This is a genomic window from Azospirillum sp. HJ39 (genome assembly GCF_041507355.1).
Taxonomy (GTDB): Bacteria; Pseudomonadota; Alphaproteobacteria; order Azospirillales; family Azospirillaceae; genus Azospirillum; species Azospirillum thiophilum.
The window spans coordinates 1,347,504-1,362,059 of the sequence record NZ_CP167911.1 but is presented as its reverse complement, the minus strand read 5'-3'; the positions used below and the strand labels follow the sequence as shown (position 1 = coordinate 1,362,059).

16 protein-coding genes are annotated in these 14,556 nt (G+C 69.2%); 8 read left to right on the top strand and 8 right to left on the bottom strand.

Annotated elements, in window-relative coordinates:
• Window positions 1–222 precede the first annotated feature (222 nt).
• Entirely contained in the window at window positions 223–423 is a 201-nt protein-coding gene (locus tag ABMY26_RS19655; protein ID WP_372398858.1) for a YdcH family protein, read from the top strand.
• Window positions 424–491: 68 nt separating this feature from the next.
• Here ABMY26_RS19655 and ABMY26_RS19650 read toward each other — a convergent pair whose 3' ends face one another.
• Window positions 492–944: a group III truncated hemoglobin gene (locus ABMY26_RS19650; RefSeq protein ID WP_372398857.1), complete on the bottom strand. Its 453-nt coding sequence runs from the start codon at window positions 942–944 to the stop codon at window positions 492–494.
• Window positions 945–1,274: 330 nt separating this feature from the next.
• On the opposite strand from ABMY26_RS19650, the gene purE reads away from it, so the two are divergent.
• From purE to ABMY26_RS19635, 3 genes are all read left to right on the top strand, one after another.
• Window positions 1,275–1,742: a 5-(carboxyamino)imidazole ribonucleotide mutase gene (purE, locus tag ABMY26_RS19645; protein ID WP_372399038.1), complete on the top strand. Its 468-nt coding sequence runs from the start codon at window positions 1,275–1,277 to the stop codon at window positions 1,740–1,742.
• A gap of 22 nt (window positions 1,743–1,764) precedes the next feature.
• Window positions 1,765–2,922 carry a 5-(carboxyamino)imidazole ribonucleotide synthase gene (locus ABMY26_RS19640; protein ID WP_372398856.1) on the top strand — a complete coding sequence of 386 codons (1,158 nt, stop codon included), beginning with the start codon at window positions 1,765–1,767 and terminating at the stop codon, window positions 2,920–2,922.
• 333 nt (window positions 2,923–3,255) lie between these two features.
• On the top strand, window positions 3,256–4,998 hold the full coding sequence (locus tag ABMY26_RS19635) for an EAL domain-containing protein (protein ID WP_372398855.1): 1,743 nt from the start codon (window positions 3,256–3,258) through the stop codon (window positions 4,996–4,998).
• Window positions 4,999–5,049: 51 nt separating this feature from the next.
• Here ABMY26_RS19635 and ABMY26_RS19630 read toward each other — a convergent pair whose 3' ends face one another.
• The 4 genes from ABMY26_RS19630 to fumC form a co-directional block, all read right to left on the bottom strand.
• Window positions 5,050–5,253, bottom strand: a complete 204-nt coding sequence (locus ABMY26_RS19630; protein WP_372398854.1) for a hypothetical protein — start codon at window positions 5,251–5,253, stop codon at window positions 5,050–5,052.
• 152 nt (window positions 5,254–5,405) lie between these two features.
• The gene (locus ABMY26_RS19625) at window positions 5,406–6,131 is read right to left on the bottom strand and encodes a DUF599 domain-containing protein (protein ID WP_372398853.1); all 726 of its coding nucleotides are present in this window, start codon (window positions 6,129–6,131) and stop codon (window positions 5,406–5,408) included.
• A gap of 103 nt (window positions 6,132–6,234) precedes the next feature.
• A complete protein-coding gene (locus ABMY26_RS19620; RefSeq protein ID WP_045580291.1) occupies window positions 6,235–6,450 on the bottom strand; it encodes a ribbon-helix-helix domain-containing protein in 216 nt (71 codons plus the stop codon).
• Between the two features lie 95 nt (window positions 6,451–6,545).
• The gene (gene fumC, locus ABMY26_RS19615; RefSeq protein WP_372398852.1) at window positions 6,546–7,937 is read right to left on the bottom strand and encodes a class II fumarate hydratase; all 1,392 of its coding nucleotides are present in this window, start codon (window positions 7,935–7,937) and stop codon (window positions 6,546–6,548) included.
• Between the two features lie 188 nt (window positions 7,938–8,125).
• On the opposite strand from fumC, the gene ABMY26_RS19610 reads away from it, so the two are divergent.
• Together ABMY26_RS19610 and ABMY26_RS19605 are read left to right on the top strand one after the other, a co-directional pair.
• Window positions 8,126–8,530: a hypothetical protein gene (locus tag ABMY26_RS19610; RefSeq protein WP_372398851.1), complete on the top strand. Its 405-nt coding sequence runs from the start codon at window positions 8,126–8,128 to the stop codon at window positions 8,528–8,530.
• A gap of 404 nt (window positions 8,531–8,934) precedes the next feature.
• A complete protein-coding gene (locus tag ABMY26_RS19605) occupies window positions 8,935–9,150 on the top strand; it encodes a hypothetical protein (protein ID WP_372398850.1) in 216 nt (71 codons plus the stop codon).
• A 56-nt stretch (window positions 9,151–9,206) separates the two neighbouring features.
• Here the strand turns inward: ABMY26_RS19605 and ABMY26_RS19600 are convergent, their stop codons facing one another.
• Both ABMY26_RS19600 and ABMY26_RS19595 read right to left on the bottom strand, forming a co-directional pair.
• Window positions 9,207–9,689 (bottom strand): GNAT family N-acetyltransferase, encoded by a 483-nt coding sequence (locus ABMY26_RS19600; protein WP_045580295.1) that lies wholly within the window; start codon window positions 9,687–9,689, stop codon window positions 9,207–9,209.
• Between the two features lie 114 nt (window positions 9,690–9,803).
• Window positions 9,804–10,886: a glycosyltransferase gene (locus ABMY26_RS19595; RefSeq protein WP_372398849.1), complete on the bottom strand. Its 1,083-nt coding sequence runs from the start codon at window positions 10,884–10,886 to the stop codon at window positions 9,804–9,806.
• A gap of 366 nt (window positions 10,887–11,252) precedes the next feature.
• Between ABMY26_RS19595 and ABMY26_RS19590 the strand changes: the two genes are divergently transcribed.
• Window positions 11,253–12,527, top strand: a complete 1,275-nt coding sequence (locus ABMY26_RS19590; RefSeq protein ID WP_372398847.1) for a lytic murein transglycosylase — start codon at window positions 11,253–11,255, stop codon at window positions 12,525–12,527.
• A gap of 21 nt (window positions 12,528–12,548) precedes the next feature.
• Here the strand turns inward: ABMY26_RS19590 and ABMY26_RS19585 are convergent, their stop codons facing one another.
• Window positions 12,549–13,109, bottom strand: coding sequence for a hypothetical protein (locus ABMY26_RS19585; protein WP_372398846.1), 561 nt, complete (start codon window positions 13,107–13,109; stop codon window positions 12,549–12,551).
• A gap of 397 nt (window positions 13,110–13,506) precedes the next feature.
• Here ABMY26_RS19585 and ABMY26_RS19580 point away from each other — a divergent pair, with 397 nt between their 5' ends.
• Complete coding sequence (locus ABMY26_RS19580; RefSeq protein WP_372398845.1) at window positions 13,507–14,556, top strand: response regulator; 1,050 nt, start codon at window positions 13,507–13,509, stop codon at window positions 14,554–14,556.

Below are 14,556 nucleotides of genomic sequence, written 5' to 3'. Positions count from 1 at the left end.
ACCATGTTACCGGAACGGACGGTTCCCGCAATCGTTGCCCGCGCCGCCCCCCATCGGGCCACCCATCGGAGGAGCATGAGGGCCGGCGGCCGCGTTTGCCGATGCCGCGTTTGCCGATGCCGTGCCGGGGGAAATCTGGTATAGTCCGGCCCGCCCGGCCAACGGGCCACCCGCAAGAGCACCCCCGGACTTCCGGGGCAACGGCCATTCCCAACGGGCGCGATGAACGAGCAAGAGACTTTGAAGGAAAAGCTGGCGAGCCTGCGCAGCGAGCACCGCGACCTGGACGACGTCATCGCCCGGCTGGCCGAGCGTGCGCCCTACGACCAGCTGCAGATGCAGCGGTTGAAGAAGCGCAAGCTGATGCTGAAGGACCAGATCATGGTCCTGGAAAGCCGGCTGCTGCCGGACATCATCGCGTAACCACGCCCTCCCCCACCCCCTTCCCCCCGCCCCCTTCCCGGGCCGGGGGGAGGGAGGGAGGGACGCCTTCACCCCTTCTTGGGCACGGTGAAGAACTGGATGCCCATCTGGAAGCTGCGGGCGATGTTCTCCGCCTTGCCGATCAGGAAGGCCGCTCCGTCGGCCGGGAACAGCTCGTGGGCGGTTTCGCGGAACAGGCCGAGCCAGCGCTCGAAATGCTGCGGCTCCAGCCCGAGCGAGATGTGGACCGGCATCGGCCGCCCGTCGTAGCGCCGGGTCAGCAGGGCGATGGACGACCAGAAATCCATCATCTTGCGCAGATGCGGTTCCCAATCGGCGATGGCGCGGCCGAAGATCGGCCCCAGCACCTCGTCCTTCATGATCTTGCCGTAGAAGGTCCGGACCAGCGTCTCGATCGACGCCTCGTCGATGCCGACGCCGGCCATCCGCTCCTCCGCCATGGCGGTACGGATGTCGCGGTGCTCGCCGCGCTGCTCTTCGGTGGGGACGCTCTCGGTCATGCGATGGGGTCCGGGGCTGGGGGCTGGAGATACGGCTGGGGATGGGAAGGTCTATCGTTCACATATAAGCCGGCACCATAGGCGGACCCATGTTCCATCGGAAGGGCCGCAATGTCGCAGTCCGGGGGTGGGATTAGCGGCGCGGCGTGGGAATTCCGCGCCGCCACTGGACAGCCGGCCGACTCTTCCTATAATGCGCCGCTTTCCGGACCATGAGGGAAGCCCGCTGCCGTGTCCGCCGATCACTCCACGACCACCGCCATTCCGGCCAACGACGCCCCGGCCAATGACGCATCGGCCGCCGGCGACCGCCCGCTGGTCGGCATCATCATGGGCAGCCAGTCCGACTGGACGACCATGAAGCATGCCGCCGATACCCTGGCGGCGCTCGGCATCGCCCACGAGGTCCGCATCGTCTCCGCCCACCGCACGCCGCACCGGCTGGTCGAGTATGCGACCACCGCCAGGGCGCGCGGGCTGAAGGTGGTGATCGCCGGGGCCGGCGGCGCCGCCCACCTGCCCGGCATGGCGGCGTCGATGACCCCGCTGCCGGTGTTCGGCGTTCCCGTCGAAAGCCACGCGCTGAAGGGCATGGACAGCCTGCTGTCGATCGTGCAGATGCCGGGCGGCGTCCCCGTCGGCACGCTGGCCATCGGCAAGGCCGGCGCCATCAACGCCGCGCTGCTCGCCGGCTCGGTCATCGCGCTGATGGAGCCGGAGGTGGCCGACGCGCTGGACGGCTGGCGCGCGCGCCAGACCGCCGCCGTGGCCGAGGCGCCCGTCGACGATCCGACCTGACCAGAAAGAAAGTCCGTCCCCCATGACCGGCACCGCAACCGGCACCGCAACCGGTACTCCGGCCGTCCCCGCCCTGCCCCGCCTCGCCCCCGGCTCGACCGTCGGCATGCTGGGGGCCGGCCAGCTCGGCCGCATGACGGCGCTGGCCGCCGCCCGGCTGGGCTACCGGACCCATGTCTACGCCCCCGACGCGGCCGGCAGCCCGGCTGCCCAAGTCAGCGCCGCCACGACCGTCGCCGGATGGGACGATCTCGACGCGCTGGAGCGCTTCGCCCGCTCGGTCGACACGGTGACGCTGGAGTGGGAGAATGTGCCGGTCGCGACGGTGGAGCATCTGCGCCGCTTCACCACCGTCAATCCCGGCCCGCACATCCTGTCGGTCGCCCAGGACCGCATCGCCGAGAAGAGCTTCGTCAACCGGCTCGGCATCGCCACCGCACCGTGGCGGGCGGCGGACAGCGCAGACGACGTCGCCCGCGCGGTGACGGAGGTTGGGCCGCGCTGCGTCCTGAAATCGACCCGGCTCGGCTATGACGGCAAGGGGCAGGCTCGGCTCGACGCCGGCAGGGACGGCGACGCGGCGGCAGCGGCGGCGGCCGCCTGGGCGGCCATCGGCGGCGGCAAGCCCGGCGTGGCCGGCATCGTCGAGGGGTTCGTCACCTTCGCCTGCGAGGTGTCGGTGATCGTCGCCCGCGGCGCCGACGGCCAGACCGTCGCCTATCCGGCGGTGGAGAACCGCCACAAGGACGGCATCCTCGACGTCACCATCGCCCCGGCCGGGGTGCCGGCGGAGACCGCGGCGGAGGCCGACCGCATCGCCCGGACCATCGCCGAGGCGCTCGATCTGGTCGGCGTGCTGGCGGTGGAGATGTTCGTCACCGCCGAGGGTGCCGTGCTGGTCAACGAAATGGCGCCGCGCCCGCACAACTCCGGCCATTGGACCATGGATGCCTGCGCCTCCTGCCAGTTCGAGCAGCTGGTGCGCGCGGTGTGCGGCCTGCCGCTCGGCTCGGTCGAGCGGGTGGCCGATGCCGAGATGACCAACCTGATCGGCGACGACGTGCTGCGCTGGCCCGACCTGCTCGCCGAACGCGGCGCCCGGCTGCACCTGTACGGCAAGGCGGAGGCGCGGCCCGGCCGCAAGATGGGCCATGTCAACCGGCTGTTCCCCCGCCGGTAACGGACCTCCCACAAGCCCCTCCAGGACCTCCAGGACCCCACAATCCCCAAGGCCCCGCGACCATCGAGTCGACGGGGCCTTTTTCGTTTCGCACACGCAATGACTGGACGAATTTGCCCGGAGGATAATTGCCGGAGGGTGGCAGGCGCGCGCCTGCATCCCTGCATATGATCGGGGCGAAGCCGGATTACCGGAAAGGCGGTATAAACTGTCGCCTTCATCCGGGATTTATGATCCGCAGCCACCAGCACGCTTTTAACCTATTATAATTTTCGTTATTCTACAGAGCATTCATCTTCAAACTCTCTAAACTTTGATGCAATTTGCAGAGACATGACGATCCCCCTCGCGCAGGATAAAGCTGCCCCTGCCGGCCCGGTGACTGCGGCCGCAGGACAGCGGCGCCCGCAGTCCAGCCGCGATCGCGACCGGTTCGTCGGCTTCGCCTTCGCCGCCGCCGATCTGCTGATCGAGACGGATGCCGCGGGCACCATCCTGTTTTCGGCCGGGGCACGCTGCCGCCTGACCAAGGGCGAGATCGGCGGGCTGGTCGGCAGCAACCTGATGGATGTCGTGGCGCCGGGCGACCGCAAATACGTCCATGTCCTGTTCGAGCGCATCCGGGAAAAGGCGCGGATCAAGCCGTCGCGCGTGCTGTTCCAGGCCATCGACGGCCAGCCGTTCCCGGCCCTGCTCGGCGGCTGCCGGCTCGATTCCTGCCCGGGCTCGCTGTTCCTCACCGTGCTGCTGACCGCCCCGCAGCGGACCGGTGCCGCCGGTGCCGCCGGTGCCCATGAGGCGGGCGGCCAGGGCGAGCTGCCGGACCAGGCCGGCTTCGCCAGCATCCTGGAGGAACGGCTCCACGCGGCGCGCGAGAGGGGGCTGGACCGGGGGCTGACCCTGCTGCTGGTCGAGGGCCTGCAATCGATGGTCGACGCGATGCCGGAAGGCGCCGCGGCCGAGGTGCGCGAGGGCATCGACGCCTATCTGCGCGGCATCTCCGCCGACGGCGACAGCGCCGGGCAGCTGACCGGCGACCGTTACGGCATCGTCCATGCCGCCGACATCGACGGGCGGGAGGTGCAGGGGCATGTCGCCCAGATCATCGAGGCGGCCGGCGGCGCCCTGCCCGGCGGCATCCGGTCCTGGACGCTGGACATGGCCGACGACACGCTGGACGCCGCCGACGCCGCCCGCGCCCTGGTCTACACGGTGCAGGCCTTCGCCTCGGCCCAGGGCGGCGAGTTCACCATCTCCAGCCTGGAGGACGGCGCCAACCGGCTGATGGCCGGCGCGGTGGAGCGGATCGGCCATCTGCGCGCCACCATCGACAACCGGGACTTCGTGGTCGTCTACCAGCCGATCGTCGACATCGGCACCGGCGCCGTCCATCATCTGGAGGCGCTGACCCGGGTCGACGGGATGAGCTCGCCCGCCGACTTCATCACCTTCGCCGAGGATGTCGGGCTGATCTACGATTTCGACCTCCTGCTGACCCGGACGGTGCTCGACACGCTGAAGGAGTTCCGCAAGGAGCCGAAGCTGCCCGACGTGGCGATCAACCTGTCGGCCAAGACGCTGATGAGCCCGATCTTCCTCAAGCAGTTCCAGTCCGTGGTCGCCCCCTATGGCGACCTGGCGAACAAGCTGCTGATCGAGGTGACGGAAACCGTGGTGGTCAACGACATCGCCAAGCTGAACGAGGTGCTGCAGAAGCTCCGGCAGGCCGGGTTCCGCATCTGCCTGGACGATGTCGGCGCCGGGTCGACCAGCTTCCAGTCGCTTTACGGCATCCAGGCCGACTATGCCAAGATCGACGGCAAATTCGTCCGCGGCGCGGTCAAGAGCCCGCGCGACATGGCGATGCTGCGCTCGATGGTCGATGTCTGCCGCCAGCTCGACCTGACGCTGATCGGCGAACAGGTGGAGGAGCCCGTCCATTCTGCCTTGCTGACCGACCTGGGCGTGTCGCTGGCCCAGGGCTTCCTGTTCAGCCGGCCGTCGCGCGACTTCGCCTATTTCGCCAAGGACTGGTCGAAGGTGCGCGGCGGCGGCAAGGTCCTGCTGAAGGGCTGAGGAGCGGCGCAGGTCAGGCCACTGCGGTCAGGCCAGCGGTCACGCCAGCGGTCACGCCACTGCGGCCAATTCCAGCGGCTCCATTTCCTCGATGCTGTGGACCAGTTCCAGCCGATGGCGCGCGGCGTCCAGCAGTTCCCGGTTGCGGGCCAGCGTGCCCTGGCTGGCCCAGCCGTCGCCCAGGCACATGCGGCGCAACAGCGCCTCGGCCTCATCCAGCGATTCCATGATGCTCAGCGCGGTATCCGCGTCCATGGCCGTCCTCTCATCGTCTCTGCGCGGCGCCGGTCCGGTGGCTTTCCGATCGCGCCGCGCTGCATGGCACAACGATGACACTCAACCATCGTGGTACGCCGTCAGATAGAGGATATTTGGTCGCACTCTCCAAAAGATTGCTGGCTTTTTACTTATTCTTTTCCTTTGATTGAGGCGTTTTCTTCCAGCCACTCGACCTGGACGCGGATCACCTTCTCGGTGGCGGAGAATGCCTGCCGGCGGGTGAGGATCAGGATGACGCCGGTGGTGGCGAGGATGAAGGGGATCGGACCGATGGTCCAGGCCAGCGCCGCCAGCGCGAAGTAATAGGCGCGCATGCCGCCGTTCAAGGCGGTGATCGCCAAGGTCAACGCCTCGCCGATGCTGTGGGAGATGATCCTGCGGTCTTCGACGGACACCGGCGGCATCGGAGCGGAGCCGATCAGCGCGCAGCAGTAATTGTACTGGCGCAGCGCCCAGGTGAACTTGAAGAAGCCGAAGGTGAAGACCACCACCATCAGCAGCAGCTTGATCTCGAAGAGCTGGCGCGAGGTGTGGACGGTGAAGGACAGGTTCGACACCACCTCGTGCGCATGCTCCATGGCACCGAAGGATCCGACCAGACCGGCCAGCACCAGCATGTTGGTGGAGGCGAAGAAGGTGCAGCTGTGCATGGTGTGGCCGACCAGCTGCGAATCCATGATGCGGTTCTCGCGCTCCAGCATCCGGTCGATCCAGTGGCGGCGCACGGTCTTCAGATGCTGGTTCACCGCGTTGCGGCCGGTCAGCAGATGGTCCTGGATGATGGTGAAACCGACCCAGGAACCGACGAACCAGCAGAAGGCGACGATGTCGAGGGTGGAGGCGTCGGGCGGCATGGCGGCTGCATCACGTCAGGGAGCGGGTCCGCACCCGTGTACGCCGCCATGCAGCGGGTGTCCACTGCCGGCCCACGTTCCCCGCGCACCCGCCCGGCCCGCCTCACCCCTCGCCCGGCTGGCGGTGCTGCACCGCCTTCAGCACATGGACGCGGATGGCGCTGGACAGGTTGCCGGTGCGGGTCTGGTCGATCTCCTCGATCAGGGCGTTCACCGACAGGCCGCGCAGCTGCGCCACCGTCTTCAGGGCATCCCAGAACTCCTCTTCCAGCGAGACGCTGGTGGGGTGGCCGGCAATCAGGACCGAACGCTTCTTCATGGTCACGCACGCATCGGCTGGCAGTTGGCAGGATGGGGGGTGGTCAGAGGAAGGCCGGACCGGCCGGAGACGACACCCCCACCCTAACCCCAAGCTTAGCCTGGACCAACCATCCGTTCGGGACGAACCCATTGATCGAATTGCTCATCCGTCAGGAGTCCCAACGCCCGCCCGGCCTCCTTTAGGCTGGTCCCTTCCTTGTGCGCCTTCTTGGCGATCTTCGCCGCATTGTCGTAGCCGATATGGGGGTTCAGCGCGGTGACCAGCATCAGGCTGTCGGCGACCAGCCGGGCGATGCGCTCGCGGTTGGCCTCGATCCCGACGACGCAATTGTCGGTGAAGCTGACCGCAGCGTCGGCGAGCAGCCGGATCGACTGCAGGACGTTGAAGGCGATCACCGGCTTGAACACGTTCAGCTCGAAATGGCCGGTGGCGCCGGCCACGGTGACGGTGGTGTGGTTGCCCATCACCTGGGCGCAGACCATGGTCATCGCCTCCGACTGGGTCGGGTTGACCTTGCCGGGCATGATGGAGGAGCCGGGCTCGTTCTCCGGCAGCGACAGCTCGCCGATGCCCGACCGCGGGCCGGAGCCCAGCAGACGGACATCGTTGGCGATCTTCATCAGCGACACCGCCAGCGTGTTCAGGGTGCCATGGACGTCGACCAGCCCGTCATGGGTCGCCAGCGCCTCGAACTTGTTCTCCGCCGTGACGAAGGGCAGGCCGGTGAAGGCGGCGACCTCCTCGGCGAAGGCCTCGGCGAAGCCCGGCAGCGCATTCAGCCCGGTGCCGACCGCCGTGCCGCCCTGGGCCAGCCGGTAGAGCTGCGGCAGCGACCCGCGCAGCCGGCCGATGCCGTAGGACACCTGCGCGGCGTAGCCGGAGAATTCCTGCCCCAGCGTCAGCGGCGTGGCGTCCTGGAGATGGGTGCGGCCGATCTTGACGATCTCCTGGAAGGCGTCGGACTTGGCGTCCAGCGCGGTGCGCAGATGCTCCAGCGCCGGGATCAGCTGGCGGACGATCTCGTCGGCCGCCGCGATGTGCATCGCGGTGGGAAAGCTGTCGTTGGACGACTGCCCCATGTTGACATGGTCGTTGGGATGGATCGGCGTCTTCGAGCCCATGGTGCCGCCCAGCGCCTCGATGGCGCGGTTGGCGATCACCTCGTTGGCGTTCATGTTGGTCTGGGTGCCGGAGCCGGTCTGCCACACCACCAGCGGGAAATGATCGGCCAGCCGGCCGTCGATCACCTCGTCGGCCGCGGCCATGATTGCGGCGCCGAGCGTCGGGTCGAGCGCGCCGAGCCGGATGTTCGCCGCGGCGGAAGCCCGCTTCTGGATGCCCAGCGCGCGCAGCAGGGGAACCGGCATGCGTTCCCCGCCGATGCGGAAATTCTGGAGGGAGCGCTGGGTCTGCGCCCCCCAGTAACGGTCTGCCGGAACTTCGATGGGGCCGAAACTGTCGGTTTCGATGCGCACGCCACTCATTGCTGGACCTTTCCTGATCGCCGATGCCGGCCAAGATGTCACCGGGCGGCGTTGCAATTGCCGCCGCCCCGCCTGATCTTTGCGGTGGGTGCCCGGACGGCAAGGGCCGGCGGAGCGGAAGCTTGGGCAGAAGGTGGGGCGAAAGGTTGGGAATCCTGGAGAATCCTCGCTGCCCCCCGAATTTGTTCTTGTTGCGTTCGCTTTTCTTCCGTACGCTTTTCCGTATTGATCCGAAAAAAGGCGGCCGTCGCGACGGTGGCCGCCGCCAGCGATTGGGGGACAGGATGGACGATCTCGCACCGGACCATGTCCGCGCGTTCATTTCCCGGGCGCGTGTTGGAGAGATGAAGAGCCGCGGCTGGCGTGTTCTCGGCCCGGGGGAGGAAGGCTCGCTGCTGATGGAAGGTCCGCTGGTGGCCGGTCCATCCTTGGCCGGTCCATCCTTGGCCGGTCCATCCTTGGCTGTTTCACTGGCAGCCCGCCGCGGCACGGCGCCGGATGCCGCAATCGGCGACCTGTTCGCCGATCTGGTCGCCCGCGCGCTCGAACGCGCCGACGCTGCCGACCGGATCGCCGCCCGGCGCGCCGCCTGAGGTGCCGGCAGCTCTTGAGACTCAGCATTTTCAGAGAGTTGCCGTCATCCGATGGGTTGAAGGGGCTGCACCCTTCGGTGGTCCCTCCCCCCCAAATCCCTCGGGCAGCCTGAGCAACCCGGGACGGCAATGCGTGTTGTGATAGGGCACGCCATCGTCGCCACATCCAGCGGGAGCCGAACGGCGCCGGTCGAAGTCATTGTTTGCAGACGATGCGTATCGATGGGTCTGCGGGCAGTAGGGGTACCTCTTTGGAATGGTAATAGGAACTACACCCAAAGATAGGAAGTACCCCTCAAGATACGACCTGCCTCATAGCCCTGTTAGGGAGTCCTTAACCGGAGCGGTGGCCTTATGAGGACATCGGGAACGCTCTGGACAACGCTCAGGCAAGGGAGATTTACATGATCGGTGCCGTCAACTCGAAGAAGATCACTGCTTCCTCTGCGGCCCACATGGCGCTTCTCGACCAGTTCATCCTGCTGACCCAGGACAGCATCGTCGAGCAGGACGACAGCTTCGTCCGTGACAGCCTCGTCGATCTTCTGTCCAACCTGCGGGCCGAGCGCGCCGATTATGCCGAGATCATCGGCGCGTCAGCCTTCAACCGGGCCGTCTGAGCGCGCAGCCCGAGCCGCAAAGCGGCTCAGTCGTCAAACCCGAGCCGCTTTGCGGCTCAGTCCTCCGCGGCGAGCGCGGCCAGCGCGTCGCCGGTCAGACGGTAGGGCAGCCATTCCTCCATCCGGCGGAACCCCACCCGATCGTAGAATCCACGCGCCGGGTTCCAGTCCAGAACATTCAGATCCACGCGGCGGTATCCCCGTTCGACCGCGCTCTGCGCCACCGCGGCCAGCAGCTTGCGGCCGACGCCGTAACGGCGCGCGTCCGGCGTGACATAGAGATCCTCGACATACAGGCCCGGCCGCCCCTCCCAGGTGGAGAAGTTGCGGAAGGTCAGCGCGAAGCCGACCGGCGTGCCGTCCAGCTCGGCGATCAGCGCCTCGAACACCGGCCGCTCGCCCCAGCCGTCGCGGCGGAAATCCTCCTCGGTCGCCTTGACCGCATCGGACTCGCGCTCGAACTCAGCCAGATCGCGGACGAATTGCAGGATCGTGGCGCAATCGGTCTCGACGGCGGGACGGATGGTGACGGTCGGCATCGCTGAGGGACTCCCGGATGGCGGCAAAGCAAAAGGGAGCAGACCATAGCCCGCTCCCCGCCGATCCGCATCCCCTTCCGGCAGACGCCGCCTGCCCTGCGCGTGCCCGCCCGGTCAATCGTCGCCGCCGCCCTTCAGGTCGAGGATGCCCCGCAGCTCCTGCACCCGGCGTTCGGCGCTGTGCTCGGCCAGCACCCGCTTGCGCGCCCGCCGGCCGAGGTCGGTCAGATGGTTGCGCGGCAGCATCATCGCGGTGGTGACGTCGTCGGTCTGCGCCGCCACCAGGATTTCGCGCCCCGGCTCGAAGAAGGTTTCCAGCCCCTCCCACTGGTCGGCGACGATGGCCGAGCCGCAGGCGGCGGCGATGAACAGCCGCTCCGACGGGCACCAGCCGATCCTGCGTTCGTCGTCGCGCGCCAGCGTCAGCGCCAGGTTGGCCGAGGCCAGCACGTCGAGATGCTGCGCCGGGTCGAGGTCGGGGAAGGTCAGGATGTTGGACGCCTTCGGCACCCCGTCGGGCAGGTCGGCCCCGGCCAGCACGAAGCGCCGGCGGGTCAGCCGCTGGGCGGGGTCGATGAAGAAGCGGTCCAGCCCCTCGCGGATGCCGTCCGGCCCGGCGACGATGCAGCAGAGGTCGCCCAGATACTCCCGCCGGAAATCGCCGGCCTTGTGCGCCTCCGGCACGATCCAGGGATAGAGCGGCATCACCGCCTCCGCCCCGGCCTTGGCGCGGTAGCGCTCCAGCGCCGGCCCGCCGCAGGAGGCCAGCACCATGTCGAAGCCGCCCAGGTCGAAACGCCCCTGCCCGTCCGTCGGCAGATGCGCCACCGCCTCCCCCGCCTCCAGCGCGGCGAGGCTGACCGGCGCCTCCGGGTCGTAGAGGGCGCGGCGCACCGCCCGGGAATTGCGGACGAGCTCGGCCGCGGCGCGGGCGTCCGGCCCATGGGCGACCACCAGCGCGACGCCGGCATCGTCGGCCTGCGCCGCCGCCTGGACCGCCACGGCATCCCAGTCGCGGTAGGACAGCACCTCGCCGCCGGGGATCGCCCAGGGGGTGGGATCGTCGGGACCGGCGCGCTCCACCGCGACCATGCGGTGGCCGCGGATCGCCAGCGCCTGGATCAGCGCCCGCCAGCGCACCCTGTGCCCGCCGTCGCGGCGATACCCGTTGGTCAAGCCGAAGATCACGATTTTCATGGCGTCGGTACCCTTGGCGTTCCGTGGCAGGAAGCGGCCCCTTCCGGGAAGCGGCCGCAAGTCAAGGCAGCAAGTCAGGGCAGCAAGTCAGGGCAGCTGGCGAAGGCGGGTTCCGGCTTCGGTTCCGGGTGCCGACCGCCCGCGCAAGGACCGGCCCCCAAGGACCAGGACCAGCCGGGCGAAAGCCGCGAAACTGACGGTATGACTCTGATATGGACCGGGTCGCGGGCTGTGCAAGCGCGGTCGCGCCGCGACCCCGACCCAATCGCCGGTGCAGTCGCCGGCGTTGGCAATTTGGCGGTTGAGCGGCGCGGCCGGGCGTCCTAGGGTCACGCTCCGGTTTCCCTTCCGATCACGGCCGAGCGCATGCGACTTCAGTTCCGTCATCCCGCCCGCCTCCTTCTCGCCACCCTGCTGATGGCCGGTTGCCAGAGCACCGGCGCCACCGCCCCGGCCAACTCCGGCGGCGCCTCGCCGGCAGCAGCCGCGCCGCTGGCCCAGCCGGCCGCGGCGCAGCCCGCCTCCTTCCCGGAATGGCTGGCGGCCTTGCGTGCCGAGGCGCTGGCCCAGGGCATCCGCGCCCAGACCTTCGACCGGGCCTTCCAGAAGGTGAAGCTGTCCGACCGTGTCGTCGAGCTGGATTCCTCCCAGCCCGAATTCACCCGGCAAGTGTGGCAGTATTTGGACAGCGCCGTGAATGAAAAGCGCGTCCAGGACGGCCGGCAGAAGTTGCAGGACCAGGCGGCGTTGCTTTCCCGCATCACCCGCCGGACGGGGGTGCCGGGCGAAATCCTCGTCGCCTTCTGGGGTGTCGAATCCGATTTCGGCAAGTCGACCGGCAATTTCGCGGTGATCGACGCGCTGACGACGCTGGCATTCGAGGGGCGGCGGGCCGCCTATTTCCGCTCGGAGCTGCTGGCCGCGCTGCGCATCCTCGAGTCCGGCGACATCGCGCCGGAACGCATGAGCGGCTCCTGGGCCGGTGCCATGGGCCAGACCCAGTTCATGCCGAGCGTCTTCCTGCGCAACGCGGTGGACGAGGACGGCGACGGCCACCGCGACATCTGGGGCAGCATGCCCGACGTGCTGGCCTCCACCGCCAAGTTCGTGCTCGCCAACGGCTGGAAGTCGGCCGAGCCCTGGGGGCAGGAGGTGCGCCTGCCCGACGGCTTCCCCTACGACCAGGCGGAGCTGAGCATCGTCAAGCCGCTGTCGGAGTGGCGCCGGCTGGGGGTGGTCCCGATGGACGGGACGGAGCTGGCCGGCGACGCCCCGGCCGCGATCCTGGTGCTGGCCGGCCATCGCGGCCCGGCCTTCCTGGTGCGCGACAATTTCCGGGCGATCATGCGCTACAACCCCTCGACCAGCTATGCGCTGGCCGTCGCCCTGCTGGCCGACCGCATGGTCGGAAAGCCGGGCGTGCGCGGCGGCTGGCCGCGCGAGGAACAGGCGCTGAGCCGGGACGACCGCATCGACCTGCAACAGCGGCTGGCCGCGCTGGGGATGGAGCCGGGTGCGGCGGACGGCATCGTCGGCGCCAACACCCGCAACGCGGTGCGCCGCTTCCAGGCCTCCATCGGCGAGATCCCCGACGGTTTCGCGACCAAGGCCCTGCTGGAGCGGCTGCGGCAGCGGTCTTGAAGGAGATGCCGGAGGACGGGGTTACAGGGGCTTGACCCCTGCGCTTCCGCCCGGCAGCCCGCCGCGCAGCAGCGTCCAGGACTCCGCCAGCAGCAGCGCGGCGATGGCGGCGCCGACCAGCGCGTCGGGGGCGCCATCCTCCAGCAGCCAGCTTCCGGCCAGACCGGCGAGGCCCGCGGCCAGCGGCAGCACGTCCCGGCGGCAGCACAGCCAGATCGCCCGCAGGGTCAGGCCGCCGCGCCGGCCGGCGAACAGCAGGGTCGCCGTCACCGTCGTCACCCCGATGGCCAGCAGCAGCGCGAGGCTGGCCAGGGGGGCGTCGGGCATCGCCATGCCGGCGATGCCGCGCCCGGCCGCCACCACCAGCGCGACCGCCGCGGCAGCCAGCGCCAGCCCCTGAAGGAGGGAAAGGCGCGCCCGCCGGTCCGGCCTTTCGCCCAGCCCCGCCAGCATCACCCCATGGGTCGCGGCATGGTTCAGCACCAGCAGCGCCGCCGCCCACAGGGCGACCGCCTGGGTCGCGTCGGCGGCGGCGAGCAGCAGCGCGCCGAGCAGCCCGTTGACCGCCATCGCCATCCGCATGGTGTGTTTCAGGCCGCCGGAGCCACCGCCCGATCCGCCGGATTGACGCTTCGAGCTGCCGCCGCCACAGGATCCGCCGCCGCAGGCTCCTCCACCGCATCCGCCGTCCATCGCACCGCCCCCTCACCGAACAGATAGGACACCGATCATAGGAGCGGAGCCCCGGTCCGTCCATCTCTATCAGAATTATCTGATATGCGCGTCCGGACGCGCCGCGATCCTATCGAAAGGGGTGACGGATCGGTGGAGCAACCCTTTCGAACGGTGACGGGGGTGCCCCCGGCAGCCGAAGGGTGCAGCGGACGTCCCATTGGTCGCTCCCCCATCCCCCACCATGAAAAGTGGCGGGACGAGGCGGATATCGGGACGGACATCGCACCATCACCGGAACCGCTCCATGACGAAGCGTCCTGCGTCCCCGGTCAAGATCCTGATCGTCGACGACAACCCGCTGCTCCAGCGGGCGTTGAAAGACATGCTGGGGCTGTGGGGCGTCGGCCAGATCACCGCGCTGTCCAACGGACAGGATGCCAAGGACGTGCTGCGGCGCGAGGTCTTCGACCTGATGGTGACGGACTGGGTGATGGAGCCGGTGGGCGGTGCCCAGCTGATCCAATGGGTGCGCCAGTCCCAGGGCTGCCTGCGCCCCGACATGCCGGTCATCGTGCTGACCGCCAATGCCGACCTGAGCACGGTGCGGTGCGCCTGGGATGCCGGGGCCGATTCCGTGCTGGCCAAACCGGTGCCGGCCGCCACCCTGGCGCGGCGCATCGACGCGGTGCTGACCCGCCGTGACGACTCCCCGCGCACTGCGGCCTCCCGCAGCGGCGGCGGAACCGCGGCCCGCCCCGACGCCTCCAACGGCAAGGGGGCCGGCAAGGGGGCCGGCAAGGAGGCCGGCGACCAGCCCGACATCCTGCGCACCTCCATCCCCTTGCCGGCCCCTTCCCGCCCCGCGGCGGGCGGAACGGCACAGCTGCCGCCGCCGGACTCCGGCGCCGCGACGCTCCGCAGCGACGATCCCAGGCGGGTGCGGCTGCAGCTGGCGCTCGACAAGCTGGAGGCCGCGCTCGACCGGCCCGACGTGATCGGCAGCCGGCTGCGCCACGCCCTGTCCGACCTGCAGCTGGCGGCCGGCGGCGATTCCGCAGCGACCTCCATCGTCGCGTCGCTGTCCACCTGCATCACCTGGGTCGAGCCGGACGTCGAGGGCTATGTCGACGCCCTGCAGGCCCATGCCGCGGCCTTGCGCTGGCTGGCCGGATCGGACGGCGGCACCCAGTCGATGGCGGTGGCGCTGTGCCTGATCCGCGCATTGCGCGCCAGCGTGCGCGCGCTGGCCACCCGCGGCCACGCCGATTTCGGCAGCTGGCCCGAGGGCGGCAGCCAGGACGGACGGAACGGCGATAGGCCGCCTCCCGGAAAATCCCCCCTGACCGATCGCTGA

What these genes read in the sequence shown, in the direction of transcription:
- ABMY26_RS19655 (WP_372398858.1), top strand. Translation starts at nt 223, where the DNA reads ATGAACGAGCAAGAGACTTTGAAGGAAAAGCTGGCGAGCCTGCGCAGC.
- ABMY26_RS19650 (WP_372398857.1), bottom strand. Translation starts at nt 944, where the DNA reads ATGACCGAGAGCGTCCCCACCGAAGAGCAGCGCGGCGAGCACCGCGAC.
- purE (WP_372399038.1), top strand. Translation starts at nt 1,275, where the DNA reads ATGGGCAGCCAGTCCGACTGGACGACCATGAAGCATGCCGCCGATACC.
- ABMY26_RS19640 (WP_372398856.1), top strand. Translation starts at nt 1,765, where the DNA reads ATGACCGGCACCGCAACCGGCACCGCAACCGGTACTCCGGCCGTCCCC.
- ABMY26_RS19635 (WP_372398855.1), top strand. Translation starts at nt 3,256, where the DNA reads ATGACGATCCCCCTCGCGCAGGATAAAGCTGCCCCTGCCGGCCCGGTG.
- ABMY26_RS19630 (WP_372398854.1), bottom strand. Translation starts at nt 5,253, where the DNA reads ATGGACGCGGATACCGCGCTGAGCATCATGGAATCGCTGGATGAGGCC.
- ABMY26_RS19625 (WP_372398853.1), bottom strand. Translation starts at nt 6,131, where the DNA reads ATGCCGCCCGACGCCTCCACCCTCGACATCGTCGCCTTCTGCTGGTTC.
- ABMY26_RS19620 (WP_045580291.1), bottom strand. Translation starts at nt 6,450, where the DNA reads ATGAAGAAGCGTTCGGTCCTGATTGCCGGCCACCCCACCAGCGTCTCG.
- fumC (WP_372398852.1), bottom strand. Translation starts at nt 7,937, where the DNA reads ATGAGTGGCGTGCGCATCGAAACCGACAGTTTCGGCCCCATCGAAGTT.
- ABMY26_RS19605 (WP_372398850.1), top strand. Translation starts at nt 8,935, where the DNA reads ATGATCGGTGCCGTCAACTCGAAGAAGATCACTGCTTCCTCTGCGGCC.
- ABMY26_RS19600 (WP_045580295.1), bottom strand. Translation starts at nt 9,689, where the DNA reads ATGCCGACCGTCACCATCCGTCCCGCCGTCGAGACCGATTGCGCCACG.
- ABMY26_RS19595 (WP_372398849.1), bottom strand. Translation starts at nt 10,886, where the DNA reads ATGAAAATCGTGATCTTCGGCTTGACCAACGGGTATCGCCGCGACGGC.
- ABMY26_RS19590 (WP_372398847.1), top strand. Translation starts at nt 11,253, where the DNA reads ATGCGACTTCAGTTCCGTCATCCCGCCCGCCTCCTTCTCGCCACCCTG.
- ABMY26_RS19585 (WP_372398846.1), bottom strand. Translation starts at nt 13,109, where the DNA reads ATGCGGATGGCGATGGCGGTCAACGGGCTGCTCGGCGCGCTGCTGCTC.
- ABMY26_RS19580 (WP_372398845.1), top strand. Translation starts at nt 13,507, where the DNA reads ATGACGAAGCGTCCTGCGTCCCCGGTCAAGATCCTGATCGTCGACGAC.